Source organism: Brevibacillus schisleri, from assembly GCF_055685845.1.
Genome location: NZ_JBVNDM010000001.1, coordinates 262,501 through 285,000, shown reverse-complemented (window position 1 = coordinate 285,000; position 22,500 = coordinate 262,501). Strand labels below are relative to the sequence as shown.

The following is a 22,500-nucleotide window of genomic DNA, read 5'->3' as shown; positions in this document are numbered from 1 at the left end:
GGAGACCAATGTACAGACCAAAACTGTGACCAGCATCTAGAAATGTTCGATAAAATTCTTTCAATGCACTTACACAATTGTCTCGTACTCGACGTTGTTGGGCGCTATCGTTGTACTTAAATGGTTCATCACCGATAACCAGGGTTAGTTGTTTGACAATGTGTACGTTTCCGTCCATTAACTTGTCCAAATGCGTTCTGGAAATGGTTTCTTTCCCTTTCCCGATATAAACGAGGAGATTTTTACGACCTGGTTCATGTAATTGTGACATATAATATTACCTCCGATATGTTTTTTAAAAGCGACTTCGTAATGTATCACTTTGTCGCTTTCATAACATATAGGAGAAAAAAGAGGTCTTTCTACAACCAATGACCTAAAAAAAATCCCCTAAAAAAAAACTCCTAAGTATGATACGAAAACGCATGAAATGGCGTTTAAATTACATTTCTTGAGTTTATTCCATTCAAAAAAAGATGGAATAATTTATGTAAAGAGGTTGTTTTTTACCTTCTTTTTTTACCTATAAGGTGGGAGGGTGAAAAGCATGAATGATGAGTTATTAATAGAGGAGTGTAGAAAAGTTTTAAGAAGGATCGCTTGGCGGTTGCAGTATCAAGCAAAGAAGATTTCCACCCGAGAGTTTCCGATCATAGAAAATATTTGTGGGCAGAATCAAATGTCTTCTGTAGATTCTAAGCTGCATGTAGAAGCCATGTTGAGTTCCCTTCCAGATAAAGCGAGATTCATTATTGAGCAAGTAGTCATTCATGGAGTTCCAGAAATAATAGTCGCACAGCATTTGGGTATATCTCAACAAGGAGTAAATAAATACAAACGGAAATATTTAGCGTTACTTCGGAAAAAATTAGAATCTAACTGGCAAGAAGTTAAGTAGTAGGCCCTCCAAAATGGAGGGTTTTTTGCGTTCTTGGGCCAGCTTTTTGGCCACAAGCAGCACCGCAATATTTCGTGTCTCGTCTTGCTGATCCGGACCCAAATTAATTGATCGCGCGATCTTGGAAGATATTAGAAGATACTAAAAGATATTGTAAGGTAAACATGGCCTTGGCTATACATTGATTAGCAAAGCTGGCGAGCTGCAGGACTAAAAAAGAACCATCGCCAGCGTCCGAAGCTGCTTGTGTACAACATGCGCCGTCTCTGGCCAACGTCTCGTCGCGATTGGTAAAGCAGATGAGTGGCTACGATGACCAAGATAGGATCCGTTCCGCATGCCCAATTATTGAGGCCATTGAATCAAGGATAGCAATAAAGCCGGTTACACCCTCAGCGTGGTGAAAACCGGCTGTTTTTGCTTTCTTAATCCCTTAACGTTGTAAATCCGCGTTTTGCTGGCGGTACCCCAAAAAGACGAATTAGCCACTTTTTTCTAAGGGGTTAGTAAAGCACCCGTAAACGTAATTGCACCGATTGCATTAGCTGTACCGACTGGAGTTAATGCAACCAATGAATAAGTAACGTTCCCTGTACCAGGGGTTAAATCTACATGATCAACACCTGTTGCACTAAAAGTGTTGTTTCCGGCCGCGTGGTGATTAATACTAAAAATCACGGTGGCTCCCCGAAGAATTTGTAATTGAATCGCGGTAGTACCAGCAGTCGACTCCCATCCCACTATCCCCGTTAACCAAACAGTTTCTCCGGCAGTCACCCCAGTAATTATGATCGTTTTTAATGTTGTGGCGACAGCTGTAATAGGTATTGCTGAGCTTCCTGTTGTATTGGGTGAATTCTCGGAAACCTGAAACTGTTGTATAGCCCCTCTTGGCCCGGTGGCCCCAGTAGCCCCAGTAGCCCCGGTTGCTCCGGTGGTTCCAGTAGCTCCGGTGGTTCCAGTAGCTCCGGTGGTTCCAGTGGTTCCGGTTGCTCCAGTAGTTCCGGTGGCTCCAGTAGTTCCAGTGGCTCCAGTGGTTCCAGTTGCTCCGGTTGCTCCAGTAGCTCCAGTTGCACCAGTAGCTCCAGTGGCTCCAGTGGTTCCAGTAGCTCCGGTGGCTCCAGTAGCTCCAGTAGCTCCAGTGGCTCCGGTGGTTCCAGTAGCTCCAGTTGCTCCAGTTGCTCCAGTGGCTCCGGTGGTTCCAGTAGTTCCAGTGGCTCCGGTGGTTCCAGTAGCTCCGGTGGCTCCGGTTGCTCCGGTTGCTCCAGTAGTTCCAGTGGCTCCGGTGGTTCCAGTAGCTCCGGTGGCTCCGGTGGCTCCGGTTGCTCCAGTTGCTCCGGTGGTTCCAGTGGTTCCAGTAGCTCCGGTGGCTCCGGTTGCTCCGGTTGCTCCGGTTGCTCCAGTAGATCCGGTGGTTCCAGTGGTTCCAGTAGCTCCGGTGGCTCCAGTAGCTCCAGTTGCACCAGTAGCTCCAGTGGCTCCGGTGGTTCCAGTAGCTCCAGTAGCTCCAGTTGCACCAGTAGCTCCAGTGGCTCCGGTGGTTCCAGTAGCTCCGGTGGCTCCAGTTGCACCAGTAGTTCCAGTGACTCCGGTGGTTCCAGTAGCTCCGGTGGCTCCAGTAGCTCCAGTTGCACCAGTAGCTCCAGTGGCTCCGGTGGTTCCAGTAGCTCCAGTAGCTCCAGTTGCACCAGTAGCTCCAGTGGCTCCGGTGGTTCCAGTAGCTCCGGTGGCTCCAGTTGCACCAGTAGTTCCAGTGACTCCGGTGGTTCCAGTAGCTCCGGTGGCTCCAGTTGCACCAGTAGTTCCAGTGGATCCGGTAGCACCGGTGGTTCCAGTAGCTCCAGTTGCACCAGTAGCTCCGGTGGCTCCGGTGGCTCCGGTGGCTCCAGTTGCACCAGTGGCTCCGGTGGTTCCAGTAGCTCCAGTGGCTCCAGTTGCTCCAGTTGCTCCGGTGGTTCCAGTAGTTCCAGTAGTTCCGGTTGCTCCAGTTGCTCCAGTTGCTCCAGTAGTTCCAGTGACTCCGGTGGTTCCAGTAGCTCCGGTTGCTCCAGTTGCTCCAGTTTCACCAGTAGCTCCAGTGGTTCCAGTGGATCCGGTAGCACCGGTGGTTCCAGTAGCTCCAGTGGCTCCAGTAGCTCCAGTGGCTCCAGTTGCACCAGTAGCTCCGGTGGTTCCAGTGGATCCGGTAGCACCGGTGGTTCCAGTAGCTCCAGTGGCTCCAGTAGCTCCAGTGGCTCCAGTTGCACCAGTAGCTCCGGTGGCTCCAGTAGCTCCAGTGGCTCCGGTGGTTCCAGTAGCTCCAGTGGCTCCGGTGGTTCCAGTAGTTCCAGTAGTTCCAGTAGCTCCGGTTGCTCCAGTAGCTCCAGTGGCTCCAGTAGCTCCGGTGGCTCCAGTAGCTCCAGTAGCTCCAGTTTCACCAGTAGCTCCAGTGGCTCCGGTGGTTCCAGTAGCTCCAGTTTCACCAGTGGCTCCGGTGGTTCCAGTAGTTCCAGTAGTTCCAGTAGTTCCAGTAGTTCCAGTAGTTCCAGTAGTTCCAGTAGTTCCAGTAGTTCCAGTAGCTCCGGTTGCTCCAGTTGCTCCAGTTGCTCCAGTTGCTCCAGTAGTTCCAGTGACTCCGGTGGTTCCAGTAGCTCCGGTTGCTCCAGTAGCTCCAGTAGCTCCAGTAGCTCCAGTAGCTCCAGTTGCACCAGTAGCTCCAGTGGTTCCAGTGGATCCGGTAGCACCGGTGGTTCCAGTAGCTCCAGTGGCTCCAGTGGCTCCGGTGGTTCCAGTAGCTCCGGTTGCTCCAGTTTCACCAGTAGTTCCAGTGACTCCGGTTGCTCCAGTAGCTCCAGTAGCTCCGGTTGCTCCAGTTGCACCAGTAGCTCCGGTAGTTCCAGCAGCTCCCGCTACTCCGGTCTCTCCAGTAGCTCCGGTTGCTCCGGTTGCTCCAGTTTCACCAGTAGCTCCGGTTGCTCCGGTTGCTCCAGTGGCTCCAGTGGCTCCAGTGGCTCCGGTTGCTCCAGTAGCTCCGGTAGTTCCAGTAGCTCCCGCTACTCCGGTCTCTCCAGTAGCTCCGGTTGCTCCAGTAGCTCCAGTTGCACCAGTAGCTCCAGTGGCTCCGGTTGCTCCAGTAGCTCCGGTTGCTCCTCTAACAGGGGGTACTGGCTTTCCAGGGAAAATTAAAGGACAGCTTGGTGGTGGATAAAAAAAACAGTTCTTATGCTGTTGAATTAATTTAACCATTTTGATTTTTACTTTGTTCCCTCCCCCGACACTTCACTTTAAAGTGTAATTCGAAATTATCCAGGGTTATTAATATTCAAGACATACTTATTTTGGTACTACATAAAGAAGTGATTAACTTGATTTTCATTAACGGCGTCCCGAACATTTAATTTAAAGTTAAGCCCTGGGTGCTTTCTAGCAGGCACCTACCATTAGGTTGGCTTCTCTGGCGGAGTTCAAAAAAACTTTGAGTTTCTTCTTATTGTTCTAACTACTATTTCAAGTCGTTCTTCGAAGATAATCTCAGTAATCAATTTTTTGATTACTTATTGAAGAAGGGTCTCATTTTGTTTTTAAAGACCACCTGTCAGTGCTTAAAAACAAAAAAATGAGTTAAAAGATCAAGAATAATTTAGAGGTTTACTGTTCAAAATCCGTGAGGATTTTGGCTTAAGCACTACACTACATTGTGTCAGTGAAATGTGACACAAATTTCCTCTTAAAATTACTATAACTCATTTTGAGAATATGACTTTTCAGTAAATATCCACTCTTCCAAATATTACTTATACAACTGACTATGTACCGTATTTAAGTAATTGATGAAGTCATCTATCGATTCGGATTCTTTAATTTTTGCAATTTCCTTAAATGATATGTCACTTATCTCTTCTGCTTGAACAAAAAGGTAATTTGCAGGAAAAGCCTCTCTTTTAGCTGCTCGGTAATCATGATGTAAATGAATCATTTCTTCTCTTTTTCTATCATAATATTCAAGTTCATCTAAAATTTTGAGATATCTGTGCTGAACTCCTTTAAGTGAAAAAGCTAAATGGAACTCCTCTTTTTCATTTAATCTAGAAAGTTTTTCTGTAATATTATAATCTGGATTATGCAATAATCTTGTTAAAGATCTAAACTTTTCTTTGAATTTTCCAAGCGACTCTTTCAGATTCTGTAGTCCGGATAAATCAAGATCGCCACGAGCAGTATAATCAATCCAATCTACTAACTTATTCTCCAGTTCCTCTTTTGATAAAGTCTTGCGTAAAATAGGTAATCGATCAAACTCATGGAACATAGCAGAAGTTTTTTGTTCTAAATCCTTAGCTCTCACAACTATATCTTTAGAATCATAGAATATGTGCAATAACTTGTAGGCAAAGGACTCTAAGGCCTCGAAATCAAAAGCTCTTACTATAATCTTCATAGAAGCTTTTTTTTGTTTCATCAACTCATAACCATCTAATTCTGATTCTTCCAACGTACCATTGTTTAACTGGGTAACAAAAGCAGGAGCATCCCAAGCCAAATTACCGACAACATATAGCACATATTCATCTGATGAAGGTGCCTCTTCAATCATATCATTAAGATAAGATTTCATACTATTTTTATAAATGAGTCCTTCTGAGCTTTTTACTTGCTCTATCCTTTTCCCTCCATCATTCAAATCCCATTGAATATCAATTTTATCCGTTTTCACACCTTGAAATTCAGGCTCAATATATATGGTTTTCCAGTCACTTTTAGTTAGCGAATTCAAAACAGCTACAATTCCTTGAATTTTAACGCCCTTTATTGTATCTCTACCTCCCATGATATCCCCCTATGTTTACAATTTTTAACTCCGATGGTAGCAATGCAACCAATTATTGATATCTACTTCTATATAATATAGTAAAACACCAAGCATCCTTTTTTATCTACTTAATTCCCTTAAATCAAGGCTCAAGTCGCCTATGTCTATGCTTGTTTCCTGACTACAAGAATCAGTTAAACTTATTGAAAGGCGAATAAAATAATTCTACTCATCAATTTATTCCCTCCCAGTTTATTTGTTTAGTTTGCTAACGGTGTTCATTAGTTCAATAAAAACAGCGGTCAGTCTAAGACTTTATTTTCAGGTCTTAGACTGACCGCTGTTTCATTTAGAGGAGGCTGTCTAATACTTTTTTTCTGAGTCTTTTGATTTTTTACCTAACAACTACGTAGGATCAACAAATCCAGTCTAAAGCATCATTTTCAGCGAACACTTTTGCATTTCATTAAAATACACGTAAAACATAAGTTTTCCTTATCAAAGCTTTTTCGTTTCACGAGCATAATTATGTGACCAGCTTCGCCAACATTTTTGCAAGAGTACCTCAAAACGGTCTCCAAGTTTTTTAGAGGGATAACTGATCAGAACCGCTTATAATATTTACCCCCACTACCAGGGAAAAGGTAACCAGAGGTTCCTCATGTTGGAGCCAAGGGTCTACTTTTATTAAAAAGGAAATGATGTAGTATTTCAAATCTGTTTATTATTTCTCTTGCTATCTAGTATTACATTTGTAGCATTCGCATGATGGTGAGCATCATATAATTTTCCAGATTTCAGACATCCGTATATGATTTGAGCAATTTTTCCGGATATATGTCCAATAGCTGTCATTTTTGTCATTGGTGGATAACCCTCTCTCCCCTCTAATAACCGCCTATATTGTATCCCAAATACGTTTGGTGCGCTTCTAGATGAAATATGCACCAGTGACATCTGAAATAACACACGTCTAGCATCCCTGACTCCCTCATTTGTCATTCTCGTCTTATGTATTGAGATGCCTGACTTCGCATTTTCAGCTGAAACTCCTAAGTACTTTTTAAACTGTCGAAAGTTATTAAACCGATGGACATCACCAATTACACCTATCAGAGTGGAAGCCCAAATATTGCCCATAACAGGAAGGGAAAATAGTATATCAGCATAAGGGTGTGATGGTAGGTTTTTCTCCTTATTTCCGAATAATAAATCTGATATGTGCTCGTCAATTTGATTGATGGCTTCATGAAGGCGAAAGACTTCATCGATAAGCCATTTTTGTCGGTTAGCTAAATGCGGAGCTTGAATAACGACTGATTTTTGTGCAGCATCTACTAGTTTTTTTGCTTTTTTAATAGCGTTTGCTCTTGCTCCACTAGCCACCAACGAACGGCGCAATTCCTCCTCAGTTGCTTCTTTAATTTCTATCATTGTTGGATATTTCAATGCGAACCGCAAAACTGAAGGAACTGTGGGTTTCGCAAAAAGGGATTTAAGCTCGGGATTTGTAACTGCAAACAATTGATGTATTTGGTTTTTTCTACGCGTTAACTGCTGACTTAGCAACCATCTATCTTTGGTCAAAGCACGAAATAATATCTGCGTAGGCGTATACGGAGTAATAATACTTACGGATTGAAGGGCAGGGTTCAATGATTTGTAATAACCCATATACGCCATGACACGTGCATCTATTTCATCTGACTTCTCCTTTATTCCTAAAGAACATTCCCTAAAATCCTTTACTGCCTTGTTCTTGACTTGGTATAGCGTATACCCTATATCTATCAATGCCTTCATGATGATATAGCCGTAATTTCCCCCAGTCGGTTCTAATAGGATAAAAAAGTTCTTCGGAGATATTTGGTTACACTCCCCCACTTCCCTTAAGAAATTTAAGAAACCTGCTATCCCGTCGCTATCTGCATTAATTTTTCTTGTCTTCTTTTTCTTCCATAATCCTTTTGAATCGTGGAGTTCTTCATGAGATATACAAGCAGCTACATGGAACTTATATCCAATATCAATTCCTACATAGAATGAATACAATTGATTCGCTCTTTCAACTTTTTCAGATAGAACATTCTTTACCTTTATAACCTTATGCGGTTCCAAAACCTATCCCCTCCTTGAATCTTAATGAAATAACAAGATAGTTCTTTAGCAGCTCTTGTTGATAAGAACACCCCCCACTTTTAAATTTCAAACTTATTGGGAAAATACAAGAAACAAATCATATCGACTCAAACAAAAAAGCTGACCTCAAGAGTATTGATGTCAGCACTAGATGATTGCTTTTTATAATAATTCAAACTAAGTGTATTCTATCCGTAATATCAGCAACTCCTTTCTAATAGCTAAAATACCAAATTCCACCTTGTAAATTTATTATTCTTCTTCAAACTCACTGTCCTTCCACATATCCTTCCTCTCATCATCAGTTATATCGCCAAGCACGTTTCTGAATGCTCTTTTTAAAATTGCACCTGTTAATTCTATCTGGGAAAAGTCATTAAAGTCTGATTCATACACACCAAGTATCCGATAGGCTTCTTGAAGTGATTGAACTAAATATCCGGGACGTCCAAAACTGTATTGAAACAGAGCCTCTGGTAGTAGTGTCGTTGAATCCGAAAGACCTATAGGATTGGGAGGTGCTAATTGATCCTCAATCAGTGATAAGAATTGAAGGAACTTATCATCGCATTCTTTAAATGTTTCTAGCCTAATAGGCGAGAATCTCTTTTTATACTGCTCATCCAGTTTTCTTAATTCGTTTACTTTGTGAGTTCCAACACAGACTAAGGTGATTTTCGCATCATTTGCCACATGTTTTATGGTATCCATTGCTTCTTCGTTCGAAACATTCCTTGAACTTAGTATAAAATCCAATTCATCTAGAATAAGCATTTCTACGCGTTGTCTTTCCAACAAATGAAATGCCTGTGTTTTCACTTCTGCAATCAAAGGCCTACCAGGCAGACGAGGAGCTCCCAACGCTTTTACGATCTTATGGTAAAATTCTTGAATCGTAAACGGATGAGGTAATTCTAAATACACCACTGGCTTAATATCAATCTCGGTGCCTTCATCATCAACTAACATGTATTCCTTATTTCTATCTCTATATGCTTCTGATAAAACTGTTTTTCCAACACCCGAAGGCCCCATCATAAAATAATGATGATACGATTTTTTGCTTTTTTTTGCCTGGTTCATCACGCGCTTGGAATCAAACATTTCCCAAATTTCAGATATACGTGGATGAACTACGAAAAGATTAGCAACACGATCTGCGAATTCTATATACGGATTTTGTTCTTCCATTCTATCCTCCTATTACTTTGTGCTTTTTTGTAAATCATATAAATCGAATAAATCAACTTTTGGTTTATTTTTGTTTGGTACCTTTGTTGGAGGAGACAATTTATACTCATACCCCATTCTTTGTGCCTCTTGAATTTCTCTTCTGTTTAATTGTTTTTTTGCTTCTACTTTCGCATGTAAATTCGACTTCGCTTCCGCTAGCTGCCTTGATCCTGGAATCCGATTCATATTCAATTTCCCTAGTGTGCGGAGGTTCTCTAACATCTTTTTATACATATATCTACTTACACCGTTCAGTTCATTAGCCGGTGGGTTAGCTGCGAAGACTTCAACGTATTCGTTCGTTTTGGGTAATAGAATATAAATCCTTGATATGTCATCAATATCGTATTTAACTTTGTATTTTACATGCCTTCCTTGGATCATGTGGAATAATTCTGGTGACTTATATTCTACGTTTTCTAACCTTACCCCATCTCGAGTGTAAGGCTTCTCAATCGTCGGCAATAGTTCAATCTTGTAATACGGCTCATCCTCTTCATTTATCCACTCCGGGACACCAGTAGAACTCAATCCATCGTAATACATACTAGCTGGGGTGGGAGTGTCTAAGGGTAACCCCCGATGTACTTTATGGTGATATATGTCCGTAATATAAAGAGTAAGTAATTCGATAACATCATCTAAGGTATAGATCGCGTTTTCCTCCGGATTATAGTCCCCTAAATCCTCGACTGAACTTTTTCGAGTACCATCGAGAGAATGAACAATGCCCCAGTTTAACGTGCCAATTAAACGTTCAATAGTTCCTCCATAGTTTGGTGTTTTGACCGGTCGATATCTTACCTCTGAATGTAGAGTGTCGTTTATCATTCGTTTCACTTCTGCATTTTTAAACTCCGGTCCATTATCCATGTAAATAATTGATGGTATTCCGTGAATATCCCAATCATTTAATGTGTTATACTTCTCTCTTGATCGTTTCAAGAAGATCCCATGTTCGATTGCCTTTCGAACCTTATTTGCGGAGGGGTGTTCAAAAGAAACGTGCATACACCATACCATACGTGTGTAAACATCAATACCTAAGGTGATCCAAGGGCGCCCCGTCACATCTCCTGTTTTACTAATTACATCAATATCTAACTGAGTATGGTCAATCTCGACAATATGAAGAGGAAAAAGAGCCTCTTGATTTGACCATCCCCGTTGTACCGGATTATATTTCTGAGCAGCAGCTCTTCCATCTCGCATCCTTTCCCTGATTTGCTTATCAATTCTTCCGATCAATTTAACGACTGTATCATAATCAATCGGATCTAACTTAGCTTGAGTACATTTTGTTTCTATCTCTCTAGCTATCATTGAAATTTTAGGTCTCTTTGTAGATAAGTAATCCATTTCAATTACTTCTTTCAAGATCGGTATATATCGCTCATCTTTCCTGATATATATGGTATCCAGCACCAGATCTTTTTTCTTAGGATGGCATATTAACAACGGCCTCTCATCAGATCTGATCCTATCTCCTTTAAAAACATTTTTTCTAATAAGCCCCTCAATCCCTGATGTTGGTCGTTCATTTTCCTCTCGTCTATAATCAGCCAGATACCTTTTTAAGGTCCTAGTCGATATTCCTGTTTTGCTAGCAATTTGTTGTAGTAAGAATTTTTGGGTTACCTTCTCAATGCTCTGGACCCCCGTCAGATATTCCCGATACCTTTCGGCTAATTGGTAGTATGCTTTCAGGTCACCAGCTTTAGCTTTATCGAGTAGCAATAAAGAATCAATAACTTCGAATCTCTGGGATACCTCTTGCCGGTTTTTTTCCGAAAGTGCATCAAGATTAGAGAAATGCCTGGTTTTATATTCTTCTGACTTTTGACTCACTCTTTTCTGAATCAACGCACTTGGTTCAAATGTTGGATTCGTGATTAGGGAGAGAAAGTCATACTCCTCTTCAACTGCCGCATTTCCAACAGCAATGACGTATACCTTTGGGGCATTAATATGAGTTACAACGTATCTTCTGCCATGTAACTGAAACTCGTCATTAATTTTTAAATTGAAAAGTTTCAAAGCTATCACTCTCCCCCAGAAACTGTCGTAACTGACCAGAAAAATTCCCTAACGTAACTAAAGTGTGCTCATTAATTGTCTTTTGTAAGTTGACATTGAAAACACCTGTTGCAATTAAGTGATATACAACTGGAAGTATATATCGAAAATCCACACTAGCCGTGAAGCTTCGAGCTAGATCTAAAACAGATGAAGTTTCTAAATAAGATAGCTTATTAATAACTTGATCCACCCATTGCGAATAACTTTTTCTTTTCTTAAGGTAAGGATTTAAGAATTTAAGATTGCGTACTACGACTTCAGGTAATGTCTTCGGATAAATCACGCTATACTTCCAATTTTGAGAGAATGCTAATTTTTCACATCGACTATTACATAATTTAAAAATCTCTGTCTCAATATCGGGTGAATTCTTAATTTGATACAAGTGAGGAACTGAGCCTTGACGAAATACGAGTACATCTGGAACATGGAACCATTGCTTTAAATCTCCATCCTTATTCAGATTTTTCATGGGGACGTTTATCGGTTGGACATAATATCGCACGGAGGCCTGATCGAGTTCTAAAAAGTAATAAAATAAGCATTCGGCTAATGAATGGTACGCTACATCCCTACTCATTTTGTAGCTTGCTATAGACCCGATTACATGGGGTTTGTTGTGGCTCCCTTTGTTATCAACTTTACGTTTTGGTGCATAGAGCTTGTCCTCTTTACTCCAATTACGGTTTGACCAATCCAAAACGCTCCCCCCTGTTTATTCGCCCCGAAAAGTGTCGAGACTTGTTCCATACGATTTCTCACATAATCTCACGCTTGAATTATCCAGTCAATATAAAAATAACCAATTTTTTTCATTTTTAAACACAAAAAAAGCCTTGCTACAGTAAGATGATACTGCAGCAAGGCTGGGCCAACATATGTTACAACGGGTGACAAAGTATCTTCCCGAAGGTGACAAACTATATTACTACCCACAAGACAAGGATAATTTTATCCCCTTCAACCCTTACTCAACCGTCACACTCTTCGCCAAGTTCCGTGGTTTATCCACATCGAGGCCGCGAGCGACAGAAGCGTAGTAAGCAAGCAATTGCAATGGAATGACGGTCAGAATCGGTGTGAGCATTGGCAGAGTGGCTGGCATGTAAATGACCTCATCCACACTCTTCGCCAGGTCGTGGTTGCCTTCAGTCGCAAAGCCCAGTACATGAGCGCCGCGAGCTTTTACTTCCACGATGTTGCTTACCGTTTTTTCGTAGATGTCTGGTTGCGTAGCCAAAGCTACAACTGGAACATTATCTTCAATCAGCGCAAGAGTACCGTGCTTCAGCTCACCAGCTGGATACGCCTCGGAGTGAATGTAGGAGATTTCTTTCAGCTTCAGAGAGCCTTCCAGCGATACCGCATAGTCGAGGCTGCGGCCGATGAAGAACAGGCTGCTTACCTCTTTCGTGCCCTCTGCAAAGCGACGAATTTGATCATCGTCATTCAGCATGGAAGCGATTTTGCCAGGGATCTCGCTCAGGTGCTCAACCACTTCAGCAACCTCAGCAGCCGCCATGGTGCCTTTTACTTGAGCCAAATACAAGCTGAACAAGTACAGGGCAACGACTTGGGAGGTGTATGCTTTTGTGGATGCTACCGCTACCTCTGGACCAGCCCACGTAAAGATCACTTCGTCAGCTTCACGAGCTACGGAGCTGCCTACCACGTTGGTGATAGCCAACACCTTCACGTTGCCCTTCTTCGCCTCACGCAGTGCAGCCAGCGTATCTGCTGTCTCACCGGATTGGCTGATGACGATCATCAGTGTCTTGTCTGTGTAGATCGGATCACGGTAACGGAACTCGGAAGCGACTGCTACCTCTACAGGTACGCGTGTCCATTTTTCGATAACATCCTTACCGACGAGACCCGCGTGCATGGAAGTACCGCATGCCACGATGTAGATGCGATCGTATGTCGCCAGTTCCGCATCGCTCATTTTCAGCTCAGGCAAAATCACTCGCTTGTTGTCCTCGTCAATGCGGGCACCCATGGTATCGCGAACAGCTTGAGGCTGCTCGTGCATTTCCTTGAGCATGAAGGAATCATATCCGCCTTTTTCCGCTTGTACCAGATCCCACTCGACATGGAACAGTTCCCGCTCGATTTTCTCGCCGGTCTCTGCGTTCATCAGTTCCACACCATCGCGAGTCAACACAGCCATTTCGCCTTCGTTCAAAATGTACACGTCACGTGTATGCTCCAAAATAGCTGGGATATCCGAGCCGATAAAGCTCTCGCCTTGACCCACACCAACTACCAACGGGCTAGCCAAGCGAATCGCTACCAGCTTATCTGGCTCGTGCTCGGTCATGATTCCCAATGCATAGGCACCACGCATGCGTTGCACAGCACGACGCGCTGTAGAAACGATATCGCCATCGTACATGTCTGCGAGCAAGTGAGCGATAACCTCGGTATCTGTCTCAGAAGTGAACGTGTAGCCTTTTGCCAGCAGCTCTTCTTTCAATGGCAGGAAGTTTTCGATAATCCCGTTGTGAACGACTGCAAAAGCCGATTTCTCGTCTGTATGTGGATGGGAGTTCTCGTCAGACGGTTTTCCGTGTGTCGCCCAACGTGTATGCCCGATTCCCATAGAACCAGTCAATGGCTTCGACTCCAAACGACTTTCCAGAACAGCCAGACGGCCTTGCGCTTTTGAGTAATCCAAGCCGTTTTCATTCACGACAGCAACCCCTGCTGAATCATAGCCGCGATACTCCAGCTTGCGAAGTCCTCCGATAACGATGTCTTGCGCTTGTTTATTTCCAATATATCCAACGATTCCGCACATAAGTGTATGGTCCCCTTCCAATTTGGCGAGGGACTTCCACCCGAACAATGGTACGGGGGTGAGTCCCCCGCCATTCCATGTTTTTTCTATGATCATACTGTTTCATCTATTTCGGCAATGGCAAAAAACGTATCACACACAAGGTTTTGTCCATCAGATCACCCTGATGTTTTGTCCCTGCGCTCTGCGGCAGTGATACTGCTGCCGGGAGGTATCCGCCGAATCCTTCGATAAACCTCCACCTCGTCCACTGGGCTCCATGTCGGGCAGCCTCAGTGCTGGCGCTTTCCAATGGTATTCATTTGGTTTACGTGCTTGTTCTTTTTTGCACAACCCCTCCCAAGTTTTTCTTTCTTGGTGCTAGCGCACATGAACACTGTACCACAGATTGTGAAGAGCGACAATATCTTGTCGTCGTATTGTAGTTGTATGCAAAAAGGAGCGGCATCGAAACCGCTCCCTGCAACTTTTTACACTAATTTTACACGAGTTCTTGTTTGACCACGTCAACGATCCGATTCACGAGCCCTTCCAATTGTGCCGCATCTGGACCTTCTGCCATGACACGTACGATTGGCTCTGTTCCAGACGGACGAACCAGAACGCGACCATTGCCAGCCAAATCTTCTTCTACTTCACGAATCGCCTGCGCAATAGCTTCATTACCATTCAGCTTTGACTTGTCCTCTACACGGACATTGATCAAGAGCTGCGGATACTTGACCATCACTTGTTTGAGCTCGGACAACGGCTTGCCAGACTCCTTGATGATGTTCAAGAGCTGCAGACCTGTTAACAGACCGTCTCCTGTCGTATTGTAGTCCAGGAAGACGATATGACCCGACTGTTCGCCACCGAGATTATAGCCGCCGCGCAGCATCTCTTCTACTACATAGCGATCCCCAACAGCAGTCTTCGTTGTATTGATGGAGCACTCTTCCATCCCTTTGAAGAAGCCCATGTTGGCCATTACGGTCGTGACAACTGTATTGTTGTTGAGCTTTCCTTTAGCCTTGAGGGCTCGTGCACAGATCGCCATAATATAGTCGCCGTCGATGATTTCACCATTATTATCCACTGCAATGCAGCGATCTGCGTCCCCATCAAAGGATAGACCCAAGTCAGCTTTATGCTTCAAAACTTCTTCTACTAGGCGTTCAGGATGCGTTGAACCGCACTGGTCATTGATGTTGATTCCATTCGGATTCGCACCAATCGTAATGACTTCAGCGTCCACATCCGCAAACAGACGAGCTGCCAATGATGAGACAGCACCATTTGCACAATCCAGAACTACCTTCAGACCGTCAAATCGCTCGGATACGGTGCTCTTCAAGTGAGAGAGGTACTTTTGTCCACCCTCCAGGAATTCCAGAACCGTCCCGATTTGTTCGCCTGTTGGTCGAGGCATCGTATCCTCTGCCGCGTCCAAATACTGTTCTACTTCAGCTTCCACTTCGTCGGACAGTTTAAAACCGTTGCTGCCGAAGAACTTGATTCCGTTATCCGGAAACGGATTGTGAGAGGCGGAGATCATAACTCCAGCATCTGCACCAAGTGCACGTGTGAGATACGCTACCCCCGAGGTGGAGATAACACCCAATCTGACCACTTCTGCTCCAACCGATAACAGTCCAGCCAAAAGCGCGTTTTCCAGCATTTGGCCGGAAATGCGCGTATCGCGCCCAATCACCACTTTTGGTTTCCCTTCCTGCTTGTGTCTGGTGAGAACGTAACCGCCAACGCGTCCGATTTTAAATGCCAGTTCGGGTGTCAGTTGTGTATTTGCTACACCGCGTACACCGTCTGTTCCGAAATACTTCCCCATGATTGTCCCTCATTTCCTTCCTTGTGCACACAACAGCTTATGTCTACCTTTGCTTGTTCGTGATTTGAATTGTGACCTTTTTCGGTGCGCCCACAGAAGTCTTGATATACTCCGACTGATTGAAAATATAATTCAATGGTACTTCGTACACACCCGCCGGCATATTGCTGACATCTGCTACGACCTGCAAGTCTTCATGCCTCAACTGATTCAGCACTACTGGAGCGCCGATTACGTCGAAGTCGATTGTAGACATCTCCTGGCCATCGGTGGATAGTACCTTTGCTTCCATGCTTTCTGATAGCCCGCTAATGCGAATCGGAATCTTATCCAAACGCTTGGTCGTTGATGGAACGACTTTCAGCGATACGGTCAAATACTCCGGCTCTACCTTCACAATATTATCCATTAACGGTATCTTTAGCTCTATATCGCGATCTGATGTAATGTTGCTGAGATCGATTTCCGGCCCTGGATATGTGTTGGATTTGATTCCATCAATGACTTCCTTCGGTCCATAGACCGTGACCTCTTCCACATTCATACCCATACTAGCCAAACTATAGCCATTCGGCAATTCATTCGTCAAGTTTAATTTGATTGGCACTTTGGCAAACGGACTTGTTACGGGAATGTTCACTTCTACCGTAAGTGGCACTACATCCGCACCTTGAATCACGTTGCCAGACTTGTCCACGACTTTGAGCGGAACCGTTGTTTTGATTGCGGAAGTAGCCCCTTCCAGGTCAACCGATGCCTTAACTGCTGCTACCTTATTCACTTGGCTTTCAGGTACCCTTACAAGTGCTCTAAACGGCTTTACAATAGGTTCTCCAGCCGTGTAACCGGGGGCGACCTGTCCCAATTTCTCCACAGAAACTTCACGCTCAACGGTCTTCTTCTCTTCCAAGGTAATTTCCACGATATTCGGGATGATCCCTACCTTGACATCATCCGGGAATCCCTTGTACTGGACAGGTACACGGTGTGTTCCTTTGCCCAGGCTCGTCGCATCGACATACACTTCCCACGATTCCTCTGGGAAGAAATTGTGTCGATAAAAAGGATTATTACTTTCCAAGGCGACCTTTACCGTTCGTTGCTGCTTGACCACCTGATAACGATCGGTATCGTATTTCACATGCAAATTCACACTGTCAATAAAAGTTGGCTGACTTGCCTCAGGAGTCGTCGTTTGTTCGGCTTCCAAATTGACAATCATCCACGTCATGATAGCCAAAAGCAACGCAACAGCACGTGCAAACCAGTGACTGTTTAACCATTTATCCATGTTTTCGCCTCCATTGCCAACGACTTCCCATGGATTTGCCTTTGGACAGAGGCTGAAGCTGTTCTGTCAGCATCTCTGCCAGTTGCGCCTCCGTCAGATTGCGATTCATTGCTCCATGCGCGGCAAAGGACACCTGTCCAGTCTCTTCAGATACGATGATCGCAATGCCATCGGAAACCTCACTTAGCCCTATTGCCGCTCGATGGCGCGTCCCCAACTCTTTGGAGATGGAATTGTTTTCAGACAGTGGAAGATAACAGGCAGCAGCCATAATCATGTCTTTTCGCATAATGACTGCACCGTCATGCAGCGGTGTATTGGGAATGAAAATATTAATCAGCAGCTCCGAGCTGACTCGCCCGTTAATGCCAATACCCGTTTCCACGTAGTCATTCAGACCCGTCTCTCTCTCAATGACGATCAATGCACCAATGCGACGCTTGGCCATGTACGTAACCGATTTGCCCACCTCTTGAACCAAGCGGCTAACTACCTCTTCATCCTGCGTACTGCTTGAACGGGAAAAAAGCTTGCCTCGACCAAGCTGCTCCAGTGCTCGACGCAACTCCGGCTGGAAGATGATGACGACGGCCAAAACTCCGAATGTAAATGCTTGATTCATCAGCGCGTGTAGTGCCGTGAGCTGGAAGTATTTGCTGAGGAACCATGTGATGACAATGACCATAATCCCCTTCAGCAATTGTACAGCGCGCGTCCCGCGAATAAGCATAATGATTTTATAGAACACGTATGTAACGAGTAAAATATCCGTTGCATACCGTAGCAAATCCCCATAATCCATGGATATCGATATCATAACGAAGCCCCCATATCTCGCTCCATCTAATGAAGTCAGTCTATCTCCTGCGGAAAAAGCACGGCTCCACTGCCGTGCTCTGATAGCTGTACTCTCTATTTTCTCTTATGGCAAGATCGGAAGCAAGTCATTTCCAATATTTTTCACCTCATACCAGATCCAATCTACGATCGCTTCGATCGATTCGGTATTTCCCACGACTTGGGCAGTAGATGCCACGAACACTTTTCCCTCAATAGCCACAACATTTCCTGTTACATGGCCTTGAACATCTACGTTTCCGTTGCGTACAACCAAGTCTCCATCAATATTGGTTCCTGCTGGTACAACTACGACATTGCGTTCACGATCTATTTTTAATTTATCCAAATTAGCAGAGGATACCTGTAGAGTATCATCCTGATCAAACCAACTGTTGAGTACGCTGCCGGTCATCAAAAAGAGAAATACCGCTGCAGCTGTCAAAAACGGATGATTACGAAGCCATCCTGATAACAGATTCGCTTTCGTCGGCGCAGGCAATTGCGCAAGTACACGAGCTGTAAAATCAGAAGAGACATGAATATGTGAAGCGCTTTGAACAAAAGCGATGGCTCTCTGCAACTCATGCATATGCTGACGACAACTCACACAAGTCTTTATGTGTGCTTGCAATTGCAGATTGGCTAATTCATCAGTGTCCCCATCTAGATATTCGTGGATGAGGCAAATCATATCCCGGCATTCCATCGTGATTTCTCCTTTCTCACATCAATCGCAACTTGCTGCGTAATGCTTCCCTTCCTCGGTGAATACGCGTCTTGATTGTCGTTATGGGAAGCTTTACGATATCGCTGATCTCCTGCAACGACAAATCCTCGATATAACGCAAGATCATAATCGAGCGATATTTGGGCTGTAAGTGAGACAAAGCATCTTGCACAGTCTCTTGCAGCTCCTGCGTTACGACTTTGTCCTCCGGTGTTCGCTCGTTAGAAGACAGGCGTGAATACCAGTCCAGGCCTTGCCCTGGTTCGGTTTCTTCATCCAATGAAAAGTCAGGTCGTTTTTTCCGGCCACGGTCGATACATAGATTGGTCGCGATCCTGTAGATCCACGTGGAGAACTTATAGCTGTCATCGTATGAATGCAAATTGGCATAGACACGCAAAAATGTTTCTTGCGCGATGTCCTCTGCATCCTGACGGTTTCCCACCATACGATATGCGAGCTGAAATATCTTGTCTTTATAAATCTCGATTAACTCCGCAAAAGCTTCACGGTCTCCGCGTTTAGCCCGCTGAGTCAACCGTTTCTCTACAAAATCCATGCGATCCTCCCCACAATACCGTAATCCTATATACGGATGATACTGCATATGGTTTCATTTTTAATCTTGTGTTTGTGCGGATAATTTGTTGGGAAATAGAGGAATAAGCGTATTGCTTTCTTCTATATATAAGTAATGATAGCTCATTTATCATACGGGTGGAAAGGAGAGTGCAACGATTGTCAAAAAAAGACGTTCTCCTCGAGATTGAAATGCTGCGAAAAGAACTCAACGATCAGTACAAAAAACAAGCCTGCATTACTCCAGAATTAGTTACACTAAGTGTACAACTGGATCAGCTATTAAATAAACTGCGTCTCCATCCTTAGAATGTACAGCTTTCCCTCATCAAAGTAAAGATGCGGTAAAACAAAAAAAGAGGGCCAAAAGCCTCTCTTTTTTCATGATCTTCTTCATTTATTTTATAGTAATTTATCACCAAAAACGGAACTCATCAAAGCGACTGCAACACGAGCTGTCATGTTTTCTCGGTCAAGAATCGGGTTGACCTCTACGAATTCCGCCGAGCAAAGAATATCTGCATCTGCCAGCATTTCCAATGAGACATGCCCTTCACGATAGGAGATACCACCTATTACTGGCGTCCCTACTCCCGGAGCATCGTGTGGATCAAGTCCATCCAAGTCGAGGCTCAAATGCACGCCATCTGTGTTTTTGGACACATGCGCGATTGCTTCATCCATGACTCGAGCCATACCCAACTTATCAATTTCATGCATGGTGAAAACCTTCATCCCGATACGCTTGATCAATTCACGCTCACCTTGATCCAGATCACGCGCTCCGATGATGACCACGTTTTCTGCCTTTACCTTTGGCGTATATCCCCCAATGTTCGTCAGACGCTCGTGTCCATAACCCAAGCTCGCTGCCAAAGGCATACCGTGAATATTTCCCGATGGAGATGTGGCACCCGTATTCAAATCACCATGAGCGTCAAACCAAATGACACCCAGGTTTTTTACGTGCTTAGCTACACCCGCAATGGTTCCAAGGGCAATACTGTGATCACCACCCAATACGAGCGGGAATCGGCCAGCAGTCATGATATCGCTTACAACATTGGCAAGCTTTTCATTGGCTTCCACGACTTCATCCAGGTATTTATGGTTTTCCGTCTCGGTGAAGTGATGAGGGCGCGTTACAAAAATATCTCCGCGGTCTTCAATATTGAAGCCCATCTTTTCCAGGCGTGCTACAACACCTGCATAACGGATTGCGCTAGGTCCCATATCAACTCCGCGGCGGTCTGCACCTAGATCCATCGGTACACCAACAATGCTCATGTTTTTGTTCATAAAAGTGCCACCCTTTCCTTCGCTCATTTCATTCTCTACCTCTATATTGTAGCCCCGGAAAGCAAAATGACTCAACTCGACATGATTTTGCATAAATAACCTGTCGGACAAGCTTTGTTACAAACACAAAAAAACGAGCAACCATTTCGGTTTCTCGTTTCTCGTAAACATATGGAGCGGGTGATGGGAATCGAACCCACGCGACCAGCTTGGAAGGCTGGAGTTCTACCATTGAACTACACCCGCATATAAAAAAATGGTCGGGAAGACAGGATTCGAACCTGCGACCCCTTGGTCCCAAGCCAAGTACTCTACCAAGCTGAGCTACTTCCCGATAAGTGGCGTGCCCTGAGAGATTCGAACTCCCGACCTTTTGATTCGTAGTCAAACGCTCTATCCAGCTGAGCTAAGGGCACCTATTCTAATTTTAAAAAACTGGTGAGCCATGAAGGACTCGAACCTTCGACCCTCTGATTAAAAGTCAGATGCTCTACCAACTGAGCTAATGGCTCGCAAAATGGCTGGGGTACTAGGATTTGAACCTAGGAATGACGGAGTCAAAGTCCGTTGCCTTACCGCTTGGCTATACCCCAACAACTCGCAAAATAAAAAATGGTGGGGAGAGACGGATTCGAACCGCCGAACCCGGAGGGAGCAGATTTACAGTCTGCCGTGTTTAGCCACTTCACTATCTCCCCATTTTTTATGGTGGAGGCTGACGGGATCGAACCGCCGACCCTCTGCTTGTAAGGCAGATGCTCTCCCAGCTGAGCTAAGCCTCCAAATCCCTGACAAAGTGACGAGTATGCTTCTTAGCATACTCTGAGAACTTTGCAGGTACCTTAACCACTGTTAAGGTGTTTTTAGGTGACCCGTAGGGGATTCGAACCCCTGAATGACAGCGTGAAAGGCTGCTGTGTTAAACCGCTTCACCAACGGGCCAAGATCATAAGAATACTTCTGGTGCTCCCGACAGGAATCGAACCTGCGACCTCTTCCTTACCATGGAAACGCTCTACCGACTGAGCTACAGGAGCATAATATGGCTCCTCGGGACGGACTCGAACCGCCGACCGATCGGTTAACAGCCGATTGCTCTACCAACTGAGCTACCGAGGAACGTTGAAGGATTTATTCCTTCAAAACTGAATACGCATGATTGCTAAGAGTGTGTGGATAAGTCCTCGACCGATTAGTATTCGTCAGCTCCACACGTTACCGCGCTTCCACACCGAACCTATCAACCTCATCGTCTATGAGGGGTCTTACCAGCTTGCGCTGTGGGAAGTCTCATCTTGGAGGGGGCTTCACGCTTAGATGCTTTCAGCGCTTATCCCGTCCGCACATAGCTACCCAGCTGTGCCACTGGCGTGACAACTGGTGCACCAGCGGTGCGTCCATCCCGGTCCTCTCGTACTAAGGACAGCTCTCCTCAAACTTCCTACGCCCGCGACAGATAGGGACCGAACTGTCTCACGACGTTCTGAACCCAGCTCGCGTACCGCTTTAATGGGCGAACAGCCCAACCCTTGGGACCTACTTCAGCCCCAGGATGCGATGAGCCGACATCGAGGTGCCAAACCTCCCCGTCGATGTGGACTCTTGGGGGAGATAAGCCTGTTATCCCCAGGGTAGCTTTTATCCGTTGAGCGATGGCCCTTCCATGCGGAACCACCGGATCACTAAGCCCGACTTTCGTCCCTGCTCGACTTGTAGGTCTCGCAGTCAAGCTCCCTTCTGCCTTTACACTCTACGAATGATTTCCGACCATTCTGAGGGAACCTTTGGGCGCCTCCGTTACCTTTTAGGAGGCGACCGCCCCAGTCAAACTGCCCACCTGGCATGGTCCTCTCGCCCGATAAGGGCGACGAGTTAGAAACTCCGTACATCAAGGGTGGTATCCCACCGACAGCTCCACAGAGGCTGGCGCCCCTGCTTCTCAGCTTCCCACCTATCCTGTACATGATGCACAAAGTTCCAATACCAGGCTACAGTAAA

17 protein-coding genes, 10 tRNA genes and 1 rRNA gene (2 of these 28 cut by a window edge) are annotated in these 22,500 nt (G+C 44.9%); 3 read left to right on the top strand and 25 right to left on the bottom strand.

Going from position 1 to position 22,500, the window contains the following annotated elements; all coding sequences use genetic code 11:
• Nucleotides 1-271 carry the start of a hypothetical protein gene (locus ACUUHJ_RS01690; RefSeq protein ID WP_472298106.1) on the bottom strand. Its footprint begins 713 nt before the window's first position, so the window shows 271 of its 984 coding nt (coding positions 1-271); it begins with the start codon at nucleotides 269-271; its stop codon lies off the left edge, out of view.
• Between the two features lie 276 nt (nucleotides 272-547).
• Between ACUUHJ_RS01690 and ACUUHJ_RS01685 the strand changes: the two genes are divergently transcribed.
• Nucleotides 548-898: an RNA polymerase sigma factor gene (locus ACUUHJ_RS01685; protein ID WP_472298105.1), complete on the top strand. Its 351-nt coding sequence runs from the start codon at nucleotides 548-550 to the stop codon at nucleotides 896-898.
• A 797-nt stretch (nucleotides 899-1,695) separates the two neighbouring features.
• Here ACUUHJ_RS01685 and ACUUHJ_RS01680 read toward each other — a convergent pair.
• Nucleotides 1,696-3,756: a hypothetical protein gene (locus tag ACUUHJ_RS01680; protein WP_472298104.1), complete on the bottom strand. Its 2,061-nt coding sequence runs from the start codon at nucleotides 3,754-3,756 to the stop codon at nucleotides 1,696-1,698.
• On the opposite strand from ACUUHJ_RS01680, the gene ACUUHJ_RS01675 reads away from it, so the two are divergent.
• A complete protein-coding gene (locus tag ACUUHJ_RS01675) occupies nucleotides 3,705-4,085 on the top strand; it encodes a hypothetical protein (protein WP_472298103.1) in 381 nt (126 codons plus the stop codon). The genes ACUUHJ_RS01680 and ACUUHJ_RS01675 overlap by 52 nt on opposite strands.
• Before the next feature lie 582 nt (nucleotides 4,086-4,667).
• Here the strand turns inward: ACUUHJ_RS01675 and ACUUHJ_RS01670 are convergent.
• The 11 genes from ACUUHJ_RS01670 to sigW form a co-directional block, all read right to left on the bottom strand.
• Nucleotides 4,668-5,705, bottom strand: a complete 1,038-nt coding sequence (locus ACUUHJ_RS01670; protein WP_472298102.1) for a hypothetical protein — start codon at nucleotides 5,703-5,705, stop codon at nucleotides 4,668-4,670.
• Nucleotides 5,706-6,398: 693 nt separating this feature from the next.
• Entirely contained in the window at nucleotides 6,399-7,805 is a 1,407-nt protein-coding gene (locus ACUUHJ_RS01665; protein ID WP_472298101.1) for an IS110 family transposase, read from the bottom strand.
• A gap of 273 nt (nucleotides 7,806-8,078) precedes the next feature.
• Nucleotides 8,079-9,017 (bottom strand): TniB family NTP-binding protein, encoded by a 939-nt coding sequence (locus ACUUHJ_RS01660; RefSeq protein ID WP_472298100.1) that lies wholly within the window; start codon nucleotides 9,015-9,017, stop codon nucleotides 8,079-8,081.
• Nucleotides 9,018-9,029: 12 nt separating this feature from the next.
• On the bottom strand, nucleotides 9,030-11,096 hold the full coding sequence (locus ACUUHJ_RS01655) for a transposase (protein WP_472298099.1): 2,067 nt from the start codon (nucleotides 11,094-11,096) through the stop codon (nucleotides 9,030-9,032).
• Nucleotides 11,071-11,838, bottom strand: coding sequence for a PDDEXK family nuclease (locus ACUUHJ_RS01650; RefSeq protein WP_472298098.1), 768 nt, complete (start codon nucleotides 11,836-11,838; stop codon nucleotides 11,071-11,073). Before ACUUHJ_RS01650 ends, ACUUHJ_RS01655 begins: the two co-directional genes overlap by 26 nt.
• 267 nt (nucleotides 11,839-12,105) lie before the next feature.
• On the bottom strand, nucleotides 12,106-13,938 hold the full coding sequence (gene glmS, locus ACUUHJ_RS01645) for a glutamine--fructose-6-phosphate transaminase (isomerizing) (protein WP_472298097.1): 1,833 nt from the start codon (nucleotides 13,936-13,938) through the stop codon (nucleotides 12,106-12,108).
• Nucleotides 13,939-14,419: 481 nt separating this feature from the next.
• On the bottom strand, nucleotides 14,420-15,766 hold the full coding sequence (gene glmM, locus ACUUHJ_RS01640; protein WP_289675667.1) for a phosphoglucosamine mutase: 1,347 nt from the start codon (nucleotides 15,764-15,766) through the stop codon (nucleotides 14,420-14,422).
• A gap of 43 nt (nucleotides 15,767-15,809) precedes the next feature.
• Complete coding sequence (locus ACUUHJ_RS01635) at nucleotides 15,810-17,057, bottom strand: CdaR family protein (RefSeq protein ID WP_289675665.1); 1,248 nt, start codon at nucleotides 17,055-17,057, stop codon at nucleotides 15,810-15,812.
• Complete coding sequence (gene cdaA, locus ACUUHJ_RS01630; RefSeq protein WP_016742679.1) at nucleotides 17,050-17,874, bottom strand: diadenylate cyclase CdaA; 825 nt, start codon at nucleotides 17,872-17,874, stop codon at nucleotides 17,050-17,052. Before cdaA ends, ACUUHJ_RS01635 begins: the two co-directional genes overlap by 8 nt.
• A gap of 105 nt (nucleotides 17,875-17,979) precedes the next feature.
• A complete protein-coding gene (locus tag ACUUHJ_RS01625; protein WP_012684016.1) occupies nucleotides 17,980-18,603 on the bottom strand; it encodes a zf-HC2 domain-containing protein in 624 nt (207 codons plus the stop codon).
• A gap of 16 nt (nucleotides 18,604-18,619) precedes the next feature.
• Nucleotides 18,620-19,183 (bottom strand): RNA polymerase sigma factor SigW, encoded by a 564-nt coding sequence (gene sigW / locus ACUUHJ_RS01620; protein ID WP_016742677.1) that lies wholly within the window; start codon nucleotides 19,181-19,183, stop codon nucleotides 18,620-18,622.
• 170 nt (nucleotides 19,184-19,353) lie between these two features.
• On the opposite strand from sigW, the gene ACUUHJ_RS01615 reads away from it, so the two are divergent.
• Complete coding sequence (locus ACUUHJ_RS01615; protein ID WP_007725277.1) at nucleotides 19,354-19,512, top strand: aspartyl-phosphate phosphatase Spo0E family protein; 159 nt, start codon at nucleotides 19,354-19,356, stop codon at nucleotides 19,510-19,512.
• Between the two features lie 93 nt (nucleotides 19,513-19,605).
• Here the strand turns inward: ACUUHJ_RS01615 and rocF are convergent, their stop codons facing one another.
• From rocF to ACUUHJ_RS01555, 12 genes are all read right to left on the bottom strand, one after another.
• A complete protein-coding gene (rocF, locus tag ACUUHJ_RS01610) occupies nucleotides 19,606-20,502 on the bottom strand; it encodes an arginase (RefSeq protein ID WP_012684013.1) in 897 nt (298 codons plus the stop codon).
• Nucleotides 20,503-20,674: 172 nt separating this feature from the next.
• A tRNA-Gly gene (locus ACUUHJ_RS01605) sits at nucleotides 20,675-20,748 on the bottom strand.
• An 11-nt stretch (nucleotides 20,749-20,759) separates the two neighbouring features.
• Nucleotides 20,760-20,836 (bottom strand) — tRNA-Pro (locus tag ACUUHJ_RS01600).
• Between the two features lie 5 nt (nucleotides 20,837-20,841).
• Nucleotides 20,842-20,918, bottom strand: a tRNA-Arg gene (locus ACUUHJ_RS01595).
• Between the two features lie 20 nt (nucleotides 20,919-20,938).
• Nucleotides 20,939-21,014 (bottom strand) — tRNA-Lys (locus ACUUHJ_RS01590).
• Between the two features lie 6 nt (nucleotides 21,015-21,020).
• Nucleotides 21,021-21,095 (bottom strand) — tRNA-Gln (locus ACUUHJ_RS01585).
• A 20-nt stretch (nucleotides 21,096-21,115) separates the two neighbouring features.
• A tRNA-Tyr gene (locus ACUUHJ_RS01580) sits at nucleotides 21,116-21,200 on the bottom strand.
• An 8-nt stretch (nucleotides 21,201-21,208) separates the two neighbouring features.
• Nucleotides 21,209-21,284, bottom strand: a tRNA-Val gene (locus tag ACUUHJ_RS01575).
• Nucleotides 21,285-21,370: 86 nt separating this feature from the next.
• Nucleotides 21,371-21,444 (bottom strand) — tRNA-Glu (locus tag ACUUHJ_RS01570).
• Between the two features lie 19 nt (nucleotides 21,445-21,463).
• A tRNA-Thr gene (locus ACUUHJ_RS01565) sits at nucleotides 21,464-21,539 on the bottom strand.
• Between the two features lie 6 nt (nucleotides 21,540-21,545).
• Nucleotides 21,546-21,621 (bottom strand) — tRNA-Asn (locus ACUUHJ_RS01560).
• A 53-nt stretch (nucleotides 21,622-21,674) separates the two neighbouring features.
• Nucleotides 21,675-22,500: ribosomal RNA gene (locus ACUUHJ_RS01555) — 23S ribosomal RNA — on the bottom strand; it runs 2,103 nt beyond the window's last position.